The 14160-nt window shown below is 59.0% G+C and carries 14 protein-coding genes, 1 tRNA gene and 1 pseudogene; 7 read left to right on the top strand and 9 right to left on the bottom strand.

The window, feature by feature from the left end; translation table 11 throughout:
- Positions 1-86: 86 nt before the first annotated feature.
- The 3 genes from D3Y57_RS17700 (at position 87) to D3Y57_RS17690 (ending at position 2649) form a co-directional block, all read left to right on the top strand.
- On the top strand, positions 87-710 hold the full coding sequence (locus D3Y57_RS17700) for an RNA polymerase sigma factor (RefSeq protein ID WP_239025917.1): 624 nt from the start codon (positions 87-89) through the stop codon (positions 708-710).
- Positions 710-1663 carry a FecR family protein gene (locus tag D3Y57_RS17695; RefSeq protein WP_121154719.1) on the top strand — a complete coding sequence of 318 codons (954 nt, stop codon included), beginning with the start codon at positions 710-712 and terminating at the stop codon, positions 1661-1663. The genes D3Y57_RS17700 and D3Y57_RS17695 overlap by 1 nt, the downstream gene beginning before the upstream one ends.
- 92 nt (positions 1664-1755) lie before the next feature.
- The gene (locus D3Y57_RS17690; RefSeq protein ID WP_121154716.1) at positions 1756-2649 is read left to right on the top strand and encodes an STN domain-containing protein; all 894 of its coding nucleotides are present in this window, start codon (positions 1756-1758) and stop codon (positions 2647-2649) included.
- Between the two features lie 75 nt (positions 2650-2724).
- On the opposite strand, the gene D3Y57_RS17685 is transcribed toward D3Y57_RS17690, so the two are convergent.
- Complete coding sequence (locus D3Y57_RS17685) at positions 2725-3336, bottom strand: acyl-homoserine-lactone synthase (protein ID WP_121156148.1); 612 nt, start codon at positions 3334-3336, stop codon at positions 2725-2727.
- Between the two features lie 70 nt (positions 3337-3406).
- On the bottom strand, positions 3407-4189 hold the full coding sequence (locus D3Y57_RS20270; protein WP_162987183.1) for a helix-turn-helix transcriptional regulator: 783 nt from the start codon (positions 4187-4189) through the stop codon (positions 3407-3409).
- Positions 4190-4429: 240 nt separating this feature from the next.
- Here D3Y57_RS20270 and D3Y57_RS17670 point away from each other — a divergent pair, with 240 nt between their 5' ends.
- Positions 4430-5236, top strand: coding sequence for a transcriptional regulator domain-containing protein (locus D3Y57_RS17670; RefSeq protein WP_121154712.1), 807 nt, complete (start codon positions 4430-4432; stop codon positions 5234-5236).
- A gap of 672 nt (positions 5237-5908) precedes the next feature.
- Here the strand turns inward: D3Y57_RS17670 and D3Y57_RS21675 are convergent.
- Positions 5909-6283 (bottom strand): lysozyme inhibitor LprI family protein, encoded by a 375-nt coding sequence (locus D3Y57_RS21675; protein WP_121154710.1) that lies wholly within the window; start codon positions 6281-6283, stop codon positions 5909-5911.
- A gap of 456 nt (positions 6284-6739) precedes the next feature.
- On the opposite strand from D3Y57_RS21675, the gene D3Y57_RS17660 reads away from it, so the two are divergent.
- A complete protein-coding gene (locus D3Y57_RS17660; protein ID WP_121154708.1) occupies positions 6740-7126 on the top strand; it encodes a hypothetical protein in 387 nt (128 codons plus the stop codon).
- 98 nt (positions 7127-7224) lie between these two features.
- Here D3Y57_RS17660 and D3Y57_RS17655 read toward each other — a convergent pair whose 3' ends face one another.
- From D3Y57_RS17655 to D3Y57_RS17640, 4 genes are all read right to left on the bottom strand, one after another.
- Entirely contained in the window at positions 7225-8532 is a 1308-nt protein-coding gene (locus D3Y57_RS17655; RefSeq protein ID WP_121154706.1) for a type II toxin-antitoxin system HipA family toxin, read from the bottom strand.
- Positions 8532-8783, bottom strand: coding sequence for a helix-turn-helix domain-containing protein (locus D3Y57_RS17650; RefSeq protein ID WP_121156144.1), 252 nt, complete (start codon positions 8781-8783; stop codon positions 8532-8534). The genes D3Y57_RS17655 and D3Y57_RS17650 overlap by 1 nt, the downstream gene beginning before the upstream one ends.
- Before the next feature lie 150 nt (positions 8784-8933).
- A complete protein-coding gene (locus D3Y57_RS17645) occupies positions 8934-10241 on the bottom strand; it encodes a tyrosine-type recombinase/integrase (RefSeq protein WP_121154704.1) in 1308 nt (435 codons plus the stop codon).
- A gap of 166 nt (positions 10242-10407) precedes the next feature.
- A tRNA-Ser gene (locus tag D3Y57_RS17640) sits at positions 10408-10497 on the bottom strand.
- A gap of 172 nt (positions 10498-10669) precedes the next feature.
- On the opposite strand from D3Y57_RS17640, the gene hspQ reads away from it, so the two are divergent.
- The gene (gene hspQ / locus D3Y57_RS17635; RefSeq protein WP_121154702.1) at positions 10670-11038 is read left to right on the top strand and encodes a heat shock protein HspQ; all 369 of its coding nucleotides are present in this window, start codon (positions 10670-10672) and stop codon (positions 11036-11038) included.
- A 42-nt stretch (positions 11039-11080) separates the two neighbouring features.
- Here the strand turns inward: hspQ and D3Y57_RS17630 are convergent, their stop codons facing one another.
- Together D3Y57_RS17630 and D3Y57_RS17625 are read right to left on the bottom strand one after the other, a co-directional pair.
- A complete protein-coding gene (locus D3Y57_RS17630; RefSeq protein WP_121156142.1) occupies positions 11081-11878 on the bottom strand; it encodes an arginyltransferase in 798 nt (265 codons plus the stop codon).
- 72 nt (positions 11879-11950) lie between these two features.
- A pseudogene (locus tag D3Y57_RS17625) lies at positions 11951-13191 on the bottom strand (threonine ammonia-lyase).
- A gap of 23 nt (positions 13192-13214) precedes the next feature.
- Here D3Y57_RS17625 and D3Y57_RS17620 point away from each other — a divergent pair.
- Positions 13215-14120, top strand: a complete 906-nt coding sequence (locus tag D3Y57_RS17620) for an NAD(P)-dependent oxidoreductase (RefSeq protein ID WP_121154700.1) — start codon at positions 13215-13217, stop codon at positions 14118-14120.
- Positions 14121-14160: the final 40 nt, after the last annotated feature.

Below are 14160 nucleotides of genomic sequence, written 5' to 3'. Positions count from 1 at the left end.
CGAGGCAGAAGAACACAGGCGTGACCCCGTCGGGTTGCCGCCGGTGGTGGGCATACGCCCTTGATCTTTTTTCCGGGCGCGGTCGCATGTCCCGGCGTCGGCTCGACAATCGACATGCACCGGCGCGCGGAGCGTCGGCGATGGATGGCGAAGGACGGACACGAGGACACAGCGTAGGCGATCCGCTGCCGCCCGAGGACTGGAACGGGCGGAGCCCTGCGCCGTGTGATTTCGATGCCCTCTATCGCAGCGATGCACCGCGTCTTGCCGGCTATTTCAACCGTCGGGCAAAGCCCGAAGACGTTCTCGACTATGTACAGGACAGCTTCCGGCGTCTGATCGGCATCAGCCGCTCAGGCGGAACTCCCGAAAACCCGGCAGCCTATCTGTCGCGAATAGGCCGCAATCTCCTGCGCGATTCGGCACGTAGCGCCGTGCGCGCGCCACCCGCGCTTCATGACGATATCGATGCCTATCCCGTTGCCGGGCCCGATCCGCATGCCCAGCTCGAAGCGCGGGACATGCTGGCCCGCGTCGATGACGCCATCCGACGGATGAAACCCAAGACGCGCGACGTGTTTCTTTTGCATCGCATAGACGGTCTCGATTACAGCGAGATCGGGCAACGCATGGGACTGAGCGTGAAAGGTGTCGAAAAACACATCAGCGCAGCATTGAAGCTCATCCGCCGTCGCTGCGGTCAGCGCTGATGGGCACCCGTATCGACGACGAGGCCGACGTCTGGTGGGCGCGGCTGAACCGCCCTGATGGCGCGCGTCATCGTGCAGCCTTCGTGGCCTGGCGGGACGCTGATCCGCGCCACGCCGCCGCATTTGCCCAGACCGAGCGTCACTGGGACATCGCGCGCAACACGCGCCATCGCGCATCGCGGCAGGCAGCCTCGCCCGTGAAGTTGCAAAGCGCCTTTCGCCGGCAGCACGCGCTGGCGGCGCTCGTTGCGCTCGTCGCCGTCGGCACGATCGTATGGCGCCCGTGGGGGGACGCCAAGCAACTGCCCGTGGCCCTCGCAACATCAGCCGGATCTGCGGTGCGCGCGTTCCGTCTTGCTGACATGTCGATCGTGCTTCTCGACGCCGACAGCGCAATCGCGGTCGATCTCACCGACCGCGAGCGCCGGGTGACACTGACGCGCGGTCGCGCGCGGTTCATCGTTGCACACGACCCGGCGCGCCGCTTCGTCGTTTTGGCCGACGGGCAGAAGGTGACCGCGCACGGAACCGTGTTCGACGTCAGCCAGACGCGCACGGGGACACATATCGTACTCATCAGCGGCGTGGTCGACGTGACGACGACCGTGGAGACTCCCTCCGATCACCCCAGCGCCCCGGTCACCATGCGCGCCGGGCAAACGCTCGATGCGTCCTCGCACGGCATGCACGCAGTACCGACGCACGTCAGCGATGCTGCGTGGCCGGTTTCGCGCCTGAGTTTCAATGGCGTACCACTCGGTCGTGTCATCGCTCTTGCCAATCGTCACGCCAGCGTGCGCATCGTCCTTGCCCCCGATGTCACCACCGGCCGTCGGATAAGTGGCGTCTTCGACGTGCGCGACGCGCGCGCGCTGGCGGAAAAACTTGCCGCTGCGCTCGACCTGAGGCTGTCCGAATCCGATCGAGGCATCCTTCTGTCTGGGGGCCGCTGAAGCCGTGCCAATAAATTCGTAGGGGAGTTTGAAAACACATCGTCAGCCATCTCGGACGGGCAACAGGCCCGCGTCCGAAGGGGGACCGACCGATGCGTTTCACTCACAACACCAGCCTGATGGCCATCACGGCGATCATGGTACTGACGATCCCGGCCAGCGCCAGCGCACAGGCGCACCATCATTTTGACATCGGCGCGCAGGATCTGGGCATGGCGCTGCGTGCCTTCGGCGTCGCGTCGGGTCGCGAGGTGATCTTTGCCGACCCGCTGGTCGCGGGCAAGAAGAGCCGACGGCTCACCGGCAACGCGCTCCCGGAGCAGGCGATCCAGTCGCTGCTGCGCGCCTCGGGGCTACACGCCGAAATCATCAACCGCGCTTTTGTCATAAAGCCTGATCTGCCGCGCGAACGTGGCGAAGCGCCCGGAGACAACCAGGAGCTGGTCGTGACGGGTACGCGTATCCGTGGCAGCGCGCCCGTCGGATCGCCGATCGTCGTGGTCACGCGCGAAGCCCTCGATAAAAGCGGCCGCTCGTCGGTTACCGACATCCTGCAGACCATCGCGCAGAATTATGGTGGCGGTCAGGCCGAGGCGAGCCAGGGTGTGTCCGACCTTAACGGCGCGCCCGACAATGGCAGCTTCGGGACCGGGATCAACCTGCGCGGGCTGGGAGACACCTCGACACTCGTTCTGTTCGATGGCGTGCGGCCCGCACTTGCCGGGGCGAATGGTTCGTTCAGCGACATCTCGCTGCTTCCCTCGAGCGCGATCGAGCGGATCGAGCTTCTGACCGACGGTGCCTCGGCCATCTATGGTGCCGACGCCGTTGCGGGCGTGGTCAACTTCCGCTTTCGCAACCGCTTCGAGGGATTCGAAACGCGGCTCAGGTCGGCGAGCGCGGACGGTGATTTCGGCGATTACCAGATCAGCCAGCTTGCCGGAAAGCGCTGGTCGAACGGCGGTATCATGCTGGCCGCCGAATAGCCCTCATTCCCAAGCATTTCCAAATGCGGGTCGACTGCAGCATGTCCGCACGCTGCCATGGCGGGGGCGCCCACCTCACGCCGCCTGCCGGATTGGCATCTCGGTTCCATCCGAAATGCCGGCGGCGACAAGCCGATTAATCGTATCGGCTGCGATGTCGATGCGTAGCGCGCCAAGCGTCGCGCCCTCGCGGTCCTTGGGAAAGCCAAGCGGTCGGCACTGCCAGCCAAAGCTCAGGATCTGCTGCATCCAGCCCCACTCGGCGACGCCTGTGTAGGTGGTGATGCCGTTGGCCAGCGCATAATGCGCGATTGCGGTGACCAGCCGGTCACGAACGAAGCGGCGGTCGCGTGCGCGCAAACCGCGAGACAGGCAGAAACGCGTGATTTCATAGACATCGGGGCCGATCGGCATGTCGAAGTCGCAGAGGTCGGCGAACAAGGTGTTGAGGATGCCCGGGCGCGTCGAGTCCAGCAAACGGGCCGATCCCATATGATGACCCTGCTCATCGGTGATGATCAGATAGACCGCGTGGCGATCGTCGAACTGATCAATCTCATAGCGCTCGGCAACTACGGGAAGTGGCCATTTGAGCAGATCGATGAACACGTGCTTGCGCGCCTCGAACATGGCGCGCAGCACGTCGCTCTCGTGGATGTGGTTGGTTTCACTGACGGTTACCAGCATGATTGCCTCCATTGATGGAGCGCTCAATCGAGCATGCCGGTTTGATGCGGGGTATAGCTACATATAGCTATCAAGCGTCCAGAATGTCACTGAAGCAGATCGTACCCTCGAAGAGCGCGACCACCACCACGTAAAGCCGACTTGGTGAATCATAGGTATCGCGGACGGCACGCATATGACCCAGCACTGTGTTGCGGCTGATCCCCATGATCGAGGCCGTCTGTTCATCTGTCTTACCCTTGCTGGACCACAGCAGACAGGCGCGTTGCCGCAACGTGATCGGTGCATGCTGGCGAAACGGTCTCGTGCCGCTGAGAACCCGCGCCCGATCAAAGGCATAGGTGCTGATGAGGCGCGCGAACTGGATCGCGTCGTCATCGATGACCTCGCCGACCCCCATGGCAAACGAGATCGACCCCGACAACTCACCGGTGACATTGCCGGGCACGGTAAAGCCGTCGCCGATGCCGCAAGCACGCGCCTGCGCGAAGACCAGTTCGTCGTCGGCGGTGAAGTCGATCAGGCCTGCGATCTCGCTCCATCTAAACCCCGACGTCCGGAGTTGGCTGGCGCGGTGGACCGGGTCGTTCTTGCCGAGGCGACGCGCATCGAACCAGAAGGCATAGCCCGCGGGATAATTGTGCATGCGCAGAAGTTTCGAACGGCCCGGCTTGAAATCGGCGTGCTGGGTCAAAGCGTAATAGCGGAACCCGGCTGCGACACATGCTCGGGCCAATATGTCCTGAAGTTCTTCGAAATTCCGTGCCGCGGCAAAAGCGTCGATATACGACTGGGCGAGTTCGGGTGAGCGCATCGTGTTCTTCGGTCGCCCGGCGCTGCGTCCCTGAGCCACAGTCCGTCGCCGTCCCCTTGGACCGGACCGCGCGGTTCTCAAGCCGGGCCCGGCACCATGAAAGTTAACGCCGCGCGGTGGCGGCGGGTTACACCAAAGCAAGCAATTGACAAATAACCAAACTATATTCCAAATATAAAGAGGAATTCGCTTCAGTTTGGAGTGATCATGTCCAGATTGTTTAGATCGCCTTGCTTGTTCAGTGACGATGCGGTCGAGCCGCTTGACGGCCTCTAGCCGATGGATACGGGCCAGCCCGGTCTGCCTGACTGGAGCCGGGCTCAGGATTATGCCCATCTGGTCCCAATGCCCCGATCCGCCTTCGCCTGGGAATGGTTACGCCGCTCGTCACGCTATCGCGATGCGTGGTCGGGACGCAGCAAGAGAGCGGGCCATGCCCCATGGCGAACGCCGGAGAGTTTCGGCCTCATTGACTATGAAGATCCAAGGCTCGACGCAAAGCAGGCACGACCACTCTGGTCGGGCGCGATCGACCCGACCGTGCTCACGGCCGATGTCCTCGACCGCGATCCAGGCCCGCGCGATGCCTTCGATCTCCGGAAACTGGCTTCGCTGGCGAAGTTGCGCGTAGGCACGACGATAGGGGAGCATGTGCTGATCAGCGATGGCACGCATGGGATCCGGCTCGATATCGCCACCGGAAGCGTGGTTGGAAGCCCAGCGCTGCTGGCTTACCGGATCGATGGCCTGATCTCGGCGCGAGCGCCTGCCGAAACGCTGCAGCGGCTTACCGAATTGGTCCAGCGGCAGGCATTTTTGGCGTCAGCATATCCTCGTGAGCGGCGCGCCAATCGATGGATCCTGGAGCTGCGCACCGCCGATGCCATCGCAACAGGCGCGACCGCCCGGGACATCGCCCTTCATTTCTATCCAGCGCTGACCTCGGATCGCCGCTGGCGTACCCACAGTGGTGCCGCCCGTCGGCGGGTGCAGCGCCTGATTGCCCGGGCCCGCGGCCAGCAAGTGGACGCAGACGTTGCTCGTTGGTTCGCTGGAGCTGACCCAATCCAGCGTGGAAATGGGTGACACCAATTACCAAAATCGATGCGCAGCGACCGACCTGGCGTGCGCAAATTGACGAGCAGTGCCACGTGATTTCGTGCTGTGCGGTCTGCAGCCCAGTCGGGTAAATGCGGTCGAAGCGAGTGGATCCCTTACGATGCGCATCGAGCAGACCGCCCGTACAAACAACAATCGCCGATTATTGCGGAAAATCCGGAGCTCCCCCTGGTTGAAAGCGTTGGGTCAACTGGTCGGCATTGGCCGCCCGGTGGTTTGCCATGCAAAGGACGGCCGCGCCAAGCCAAGATGACGGCCGAGGCCGCAGATGTTACCCAGTACGACCAATAAGGATTGGTTGGCGACGAAAAGACAGACGAACAGCAACCACAGGGTAACGCTGTCGCCGGGCACGCCTTTGCGCTTGGCTCATTTGCCTCCGATCAATGAGATCCATGGTCATCGGCGCAGGTGTCGGCCCTAGATGTGGGAATCGGTAGCACCTTTGGGATTTCATCGTCTGGAGAAACATGAATGTCTTCCCTTCGATGCTGTTACACAAAAGGGTATTGAATCGGTCACCCTCTCCCAGGAAGCGTTATTGCAAACGTGGCGGTGACCGATCCAACAGCACAATGAGTGCGCACAGAGATCAAATTGATGAACGCAATCGATCATATTTTTGTCGAACGCGGCGCCCTAGCGAGAGCAGGACAGATCGCCTTCTTCGCACTGAGCATGTGACTTCAGTTGACGAGTTCGTTCTTCAGTCAGACGTTTCAAGCATCCTGAATAAATCATCGGGTATGCAGAGCCACCCTTGGCGCCCGCGGATGCGAACCTGCACTCCTGATCGCGGAAACTGATCCAGCTTCTTTGGGCGTCACGGAGGAGAAGGCGCGTCGGCACAGAGATTTTACCGGCCGTCATTCTATATTGCGCGTTAAGCGCTTGATCCGCCTTTTTTGCGCTTTGGGCAGCAGATGAATTCATCGCAGACTGCGTCTGGCCGAAAGCCGGACATGCGGAGGAGACCGCCGCGCCATAAATCGCGGCTAACACGACAAACTGCATCTTTCGTTTCACAGGGATCTCCTCAGAGTTATTGATTTGGTTCAGGGCGAATAGCGTCCCTCCCCCTGCCTTGAAAGTTGAAAATCAAGCGATCGGCGACCATCTGCTTGCTAACGAGCTCCGTCGAAACCTGTTGACCTTGCCCCGCATCGGCCAACGTTCAACAGATCAGCAGGTACGCCGAGCGCGGATCGAACTGCCTAGACCAGACGCCAATGCTTTGCGCGTCATACCGTTGGTTTCCGGGCGCTGTGTGGCCTTCGTCGAGCCATATGGCTACATGAACCGGAAGCTGATTTCCTTGGATCCGTTGGCCAGGGAGATGTTGCTGCCACGGCGCTTTTCGAGTGGGAGACCGCTAAAAGTATGTGAGGGAGCTCGTCGTTTCTTAAAGAATGAGGTGCACTGACAAACAAGATAAGTGAATTTACAGCCTGGAGCTTGTGGGGCCTAAATATGCAAATAGCAGTATCAGAGAGTGCATCTGGCAAATCGGTAGACCTTCGTAATCTTGCTGCCAATATTTGCGGCGCACGCCGTGATCGTGACGAGATTTTCAACAATCCGCTTTTTGCCAATCCCGCATGGAATCTGTTGCTGGATATTTACTCACGGAGCGGGAATGTTGAAAAGATAAGCGTGAAAAGTGTCTGCAGGGGGTCACTCGTTCCCGAAACAACCGCGGTTCGCTATATCGCTTCGCTTGCTGAACACGGGTATGTTCGATCAAGTCTCGGCGATGACAGATTTCCGACAGTGTCCATGACCGCGCTAGGCATTGACCTCATGGTCAAGTGGCTGACTCGCGTGAACGCCCCAAAGTTCTTTGGATCAGGAGGTTGACGAGGATCGAGACTTTTCAAGATTTATGACCGGCAGTTGGATCGCTGTTGAGGCGATGATCCGATGAATGGAGGAAGGTGAAGCTGGCGGTCGGTACTTTACCGTGTGTCAAGTTGGGTGAGCCGGGCCATAGCGGCTGTTTTGACCGAAGCATGAATCGCTTGCGGAAAATCTGCAGACAACATTGTTTCAACCTTATCGAATGCCCCTGCAGCCGTTTGTTCAATCTCCGAAATCGCTTGATTGACAAGCTGATTGGGCATGCCGGCTGCTTTGCCAGTCTCGCTGAAATGACGTCCGTGAACATCGAATATCCGGTATTTCCGGCTGTTGCCGACGGCCATTGCCAGCTTCATCTGGTTGCGCCTGATCTGGCCACCGTCAAGGCTCGGTTGCGCCGTCAGGACATCATAAAACGGTGTCAGCCGAAATCGGCCTCCGGGCGTAAGAAAAACACTGAAATTCTTGGCATGTCCGTCGGTCGCACCGATCAGCCAGAAAATGATCTGGCTTTTGAAGAATGCAAGCTGATCGCCTTGAGGATCGTCGCTGCCTCTGAGGAGTTCGATGATCCCCTTTATGCCCGGACCGCCATCGTTTTCATATTTGTTGGTCGGCGGAACCGACAACGCCTGACACATGTCCTCCTGTGGCAGCCGCAAGATGCGGCCATCGCGCGTGGCGAGGCGATCGAAACGCCTGATGACAAGGGTCTTGGTAGCGCCGAAGGTTTGGATCTCCACCTCGTTCGCCTGCAGGCCGAACGCGGTCATGAGCTGGATACAATAGAATTCGTTTTCGACGCTGTTGGAAAGATCTATCCCATTAGGAAGCTGCCCAATCTGTGGCTTGAACAAATGCGTTGTCGGTGTTGTCCCCGAAGGCTTTATCCAGAACCCGCCATGACGCAGCAGCGCTGTTTTTTCCTGAGCACCTGCCACCGAAATCCGAAAGTCGTCATCGGTATCGAGCCCCAGCGGTGCACGTGCAAGATTGGTGAGGATTGCCTCGATTTCCCCATCGTTAACGGGCGTACCGTGAACTGGCCCCGTTGCGTCAGGTTCAATGCCGTCGGGCATGAATTGTAGCGCCCCGATACAATCGCGCCCGATTTCCGACAGCAGGCTGAACGCATCGGTGCCCTGTGCGCCGACGCGCTCGGCAACGCGCGCGCGGATCGCTCTGGAATCGGGCAGCAGGTTATCGAACACGGCGACGACTGGTGCACCAATGAAGCGCGCTTCTCGGAGCGGCAGCGAAAGTGATATCTGCAGGGCGTTGTCCCACGCGAGCCATGTTGGATCGTAAGTAAAATCGATGGCGCCACTTGATTGCTTGGTCAGCCGTCCGACAAGGCGATTGTTCAGGTAAATGGTAAGTGGCGTGTTGACCGACTTGCGCGCCATCAAAAAATATCCTCGATGTCCTGGGGTGACCCTTTCGATCTTGGCCGCACTTCCAGCTCAAGATCGAGAGCTCCCAGAATATCGCAGATTGTTCCTATTTTTGTTGCGGTTCTGCCGCTTTCAATTTGGGAAATTGTCGCTTGGCGCAGTCCAGCGCGGCCCGCCAATTCCCCTTGGCTCATTCCCGCAAGATTGCGCGTTCGCCGCAGTATCTCACCAATTTGTTTAGGGGTGCGCGCAAGTTGGGTCATGGTGCCTCCTGCACCGCTATACGCTAATTGATATAACATAGCAATATACTAATTGGCGTATATTTCTAATATATACTCCAAAGCGTATAATTCAGACTTATTCGAATTAGCGTATAAGGCCACTCGGCGGCAGGGCCGACGAAAGCGATATTAAGAAAATGGTCTTCGGACGCGCCTGCTTCTTCCCGTGCTCAGTGGTTGTGAAGGGCGGTGTGCTACCGCTTCTGGCGGAACCAATCCCGCCGTCAATTTGTCGGCCCAGACTTGAGCAAGTTCGCGACGGCGCGGCATATAACCAGCACGATTATAAGCGACCTCGACCTTGTTTCGCGGGACATGAGCCAGCATCAAATCGATGACATCTCTGTCTCCGGGTGCGCCATCCCGATTTGCCCACTCGTTCATGATTGTGGAGAAAGACGCGCGAAACCCGTGGGGCACATGACGTCCTCGATATCCTGCCCGATTGATCAGATATCCGATCGCATTCTCGCTCATCGGCCTGTTTACGTCTCGGTCGTTGGGGAACACAAGGTGACGACTTCCCAGAAGTTTGCGGGCCACGTTCAGGATCGCCACGCTCTGGTGGGCCAAGGGGACCAGATGGTCACCACCGACTTCGACTTTCCGTTCGAGACTGCCCTTCATGCGCTCGGCGGGAATACGCCAGAGCGGCTTGTCGCCATCCAAGTTTTCGAACTCATCCCAACACGCGCCGCGCAACTCGCCGGGTCGCACCGCAGTCAGTGCAATGAAGCGGACGGCCAGGCGCGTGATGCCACGGGCATATTCATCCTCCACATCGCTTAACATTTTCGTGAGCGTTGCCAGGTCGGTGATGGCGGGCTGATGACCCTTTCGAGGTAACGGCTTTAGGGCAGCATCGACCTTTTCCGAAGGGTCTCTGTCGACATATCCCGCGGCAATGGCATAGCCGAATACCCCGGAGATCCGCTGCCTGAGCCGCTTGGCGGTCTCGATCGCCTCGCGATCTTCGACCAGGCGTAACGTCTCGACGATTTTGGGCGGAGTCAGTTCGCAGATCGGAATTTTTCCGATGTGTGGAAATGCGTCGCGCTTCAAGCTGCGCAGCACATCATTGCCATGTCTGACGGCCCACTTGCCACGATTGAGTTCAAACCATTCCGCCGCGACAACAGCAAATGTCAGCCGGGAACTTTCAATCGACGCCTGCACCTGCTGCCGCTTGGCGGCAGCAGGATCAATGCCATCAAGCAGCAGTCTGCGGGCTTCGTCGCGCATTTGCCGCGCCGCGGACAGGCCGATGAGCGGATATGGCCCAAACGATTGCGTTTTTTCCTTACCGTCGAAGACGTATTTCATTCGCCAGAGTTTGGAGCCGTTGGGCGTGATGACGAGATATAGCTGATTGCTGTCAGCCAATTTAAACGGCTTAAGTTTTGGCTTGGTGGTCCTGATTTCGACGTCGCTGAGCACGATACCCTCCGATACCCCATTTTCAGTGAACGATACCCCATTTTATACCCCATCAAGGAGTGGAAGGTAGCGGACGACTGCAAACGGCTTGAAGCGTCAAACTCACGGTTTTCCGGGGATAATGTCAATCCCAGTGGAAGGTTATGGACTGCTGCGGAGGGTCGATTGGCGGAGAGGCAGGGATTCGAACCCTGGGTACCCTCACGGGCACGCCGCATTTCGAGTGCGGTGCTTTCGACCACTCAGCCACCTCTCCGCAGAGGACAATCGCGAGGGCGTTACACACCCGCCATTGGCGAAATCGAACGCGGGCCTTAGCGAAGCGTTGCGGGCTTGCCAAGGCTCCGTGAGGGTCTGCAAAAATATAAGCAAACCACGCTATCAACACATCTGCTTGTCATCACGCGACGAAGCCCTAAATTGAAGCTATGCAAATCGCGTCTCCCATATTCGGAAAACACCCCCTGCCCCCCGTTTCGCACGCGCGTTTCGACATCGGGGAGGTTGTGAAGCACCGTCATTTCGAATTTCGGGGCGTGATTTTCGACGTCGATCCGGTATTTGCCAACAGCGAAGACTGGTATGCCTCGATCCCAGAGGCAATCCGCCCGTCGAAAGATCAGCCATATTACCATCTGCTCGCTGAAAATGCCGAAGGGACTTATGTCGCTTATGTCAGCCAGCAGAATCTGGTCGTGGACGACAGCGAAGAACCGGTCGATCATCCGGCGATTTCAGGATTGTTCGATATTCTGGACGGACACCGCTATCGGTTGAAGCCGACGCACCGGCACTAAGCCACCGCCACTAGAACTGCCGTTGCCACCCAACTGGTGGCGCTAGATCTTCTTCACGTGCGGTGCACCGAGTTCACCAACGCCCGCCAGGGACACCGCAACCTCTTCGTCGCGCAGACGCCGCCATCCCGTGGGGCCGAGCCGCTCCATCGGGCGGAAACGCACTTTATATTCCATGCGCTTCGAACCCGCGACCCAATAGCCGAGATAGACATGGGGCAAGTCGGCTGCGGAAGCACGTTTGATATGGTCGAGGATGATATAAGTCCCTAGCCCCGGTCGAGCGCCTTCGCTGGCGTCGAAGAAGCTGTAGATCAGCGACAACCCATCACCCTGCCGATCGATCAGGCACGCACCGACAAGGCGGCCTGCTCGACCCTCGACCGTCGGCTCGCGGTATTCGACGACATAGCTGTCCACCGGCGACAGCTCGACCATATCTGCATAATCGAGGTCGTCCATATCGGCCATTCCGCCTTCTGGATGGCGCGCCGACAAATAATTACGCAGCAGCTCGAACTGTTCTTCAGTTGACCACGGACGGCAAACCGAAACCTCGAGATCGGCGTTGCGCTTGATCAAGCGCTTTTGCGTCGTACTGGGCACGAATTCCGCCGCAAGCACACGCACCGATACACAGGCCGAACAATCGAGGCATGATGGTCGGTATGCCACGCCCTGACTTCGGCGAAATCCGATGCGGCCAAGCGCGTCGTTCAGTTCGCCTGCGTCAGGGCCTGTCAGCTCGGTAAAAACCTTGCGCTCCGTTCGTCCCGGCAAATACGGACAAGCCGATGGCGTCGTTACGAAAAATCGGGGAAAGCGAAAGGGCGCGGTCACAAAAACAGTTATGAAGCGCGTCCGCACTTATGAAAAGAGCGTTTACCATCAAAATGTATGTGCAAAAGTGGGTCAGGCCAGTTCGACGAGACTCACTTCGTAACCACCACCGTCGCGCAATGCCGAGATCAGGCGATCGAGGTGCGCACGATCGCGGGTTTCGCACTCGATATCGGTGATCAGCCCCTTCGCAGGAAGGGTCGTGAACACCCGCTGGTGATAAATCTCGATAATGTTGACCGACTGCTCGTCAAATATGCGGGCAACGTTGTAGAGAGCCCCGGACGATCCTGCAGCCGGATGCGCAGCCGGGCGAGCCGACCCGACCGCGCAAGATCGCGCAACAGCACGTTCGCCAGCAGACGCGTATCGATATTGCCGCCGCACAAAACAATGCCGACAGTCTTTCCGGCAAACAGTTCGGGATGCGCCAGCAATGCCGCCAGCCCAGCCGCCCCCGCGCCCTCGACCACTGTCTTTTCGATCTCGAGAAGCAGCGCCACCGCCTTTTCCAGATGCCGTTCGCCCACCAGCACGATATCGTCGGCAATCGCCTTAACGATCTCACGCGTGATCTCGCCCGGATATTTGACGGCAATACCTTCGGCCAGCGTGTCGCCTTCGCTCGGCATATCGAGATTGTTCAACAAAGCGTACATCGACGGATACAGTTCGGCCTGAACGCCGATGACCTGCATATTGGGCTTCAATGCCTTTGCCGCAGTACCAACGCCGGAAAGCAATCCGCCACCGCCGATGGGCACGCACATCAGGTCGATTTCAGGCGCATCGGCCAGCATTTCGAGCGCGATGGTGCCCTGTCCCGCGATGATATCCACATCGTCGAACGGATGGACAAAGGTCAGCCCACGTTCCACCTCAAGCTCGCGCGCATGAGCATAAGCCGCGTCGAACGTCTCGCCGAACAGGATCACAGTCGCGCCATGACCCTGCGTCTGCATGACCTTAGTCGTCGGCGTCGTAACAGGCATAACGATCGTTACCGGTACACCCAGTCGCGCGCCATGATAGGCAAGACCCTGCGCATGATTGCCTGCCGAAGCCGCGATAACGCCCGTTTCTTTCGCGCGATCCCCCAGAATCAGCAATTTATTCAAAGCACCGCGTTCTTTGTAAGCAGCGGTAAACTGAAGATTTTCAAACTTCAGATAGACTGTGGCCCCGGTCAGCTTCGACAGTGTCTGGCTGTGTAGCGTGGGCGTTCGCACGACCTTGTTACCAATCCGCGCAGCAGCGGCGCGGATATCGGCTAGGGTTACGACGGGGGCGGAAGTTTTTGTTGCAGTGGCCATTTCAGGGACGCCCCCTAGCCGATATGGGTTGCCACGCAAACTCGCGATCTAGAGGATTCGACATGGCAAAGCTGGCATTCATCGGGCTCGGCGTCATGGGCGGCCAGCTTGCACGGCATCTCGCGGTCGCGGGACACGACCTGACAGTCTATAACCGCACCCGCGCAAAGGCGGATGCGTGGGTCGGCAAACACGGCGGTCACGCGGTCGATAGCCCGGCAGAAGCGGCCATAGGGGCGGAAGCTGTACTGAGCTGCGTCGGCAACGATGACGACCTGGCGTCGATTACACTTGGACGCGACGGCGCGTTCAAGGCGATGGCAAAGGGCGCTGTATTTATCGATCATACGACCGTTTCAGCAAAGATCGCTCGCCAGCTTGCGGTGGAGGCAAAGGATCTCGGCATCCTCAGCGTCGATGCCCCTGTGACGGGCGGACAGGTCGGTGCGGTCAACGGCACGCTGACGTTGATGTGTGGCGGCTCCGACAAGGCGCTGGCCGCAGCTACCCCGGTCATGGAGCATTACTCGAGCCGCATCGTCCACGTCGGACGGGCCGGTGCGGGCCAAACCACAAAAATGTGCAATCAGATTGCGTTTGCAGGCACAATTCAATCGCTCAGTGAAGCAATGCGGTTTGCGCAGGCTGCGGACCTAGACCTCGACCGGGTATTTGAATCCATATCGGGCGGAGCCGCAGGCAGTTGGCAGATGACGAACCGCTGGGCCACGATGGTGAAGGACGAGTTCGACTTCGGATTTGCCGTCGATTGGATGCGCAAAGACCTCGGCCTCGCACTCGACGAAGCACGCGCCAACGGTGCGACACTTCCCGTGGCGGCACTCATGGATCAGTTCTTCGCCGAAGTTCAGGCGCTCGGCGGCGGACGTCAGGACACGAGCGCGCTGGTTCGTCGGCTGAAAAAATAACATCGCACGGGCCGCAATCGAGTATATTAGGGAACCTTAG

This window comes from Sphingomonas paeninsulae (assembly GCF_003660165.1).
GTDB classification, from domain to species: domain Bacteria; phylum Pseudomonadota; class Alphaproteobacteria; order Sphingomonadales; family Sphingomonadaceae; genus Sphingomonas_O; species Sphingomonas_O paeninsulae.
The sequence above is the reverse complement of the archived record's forward strand: the minus strand, read 5'-3'. Positions and strand labels throughout refer to the sequence as shown.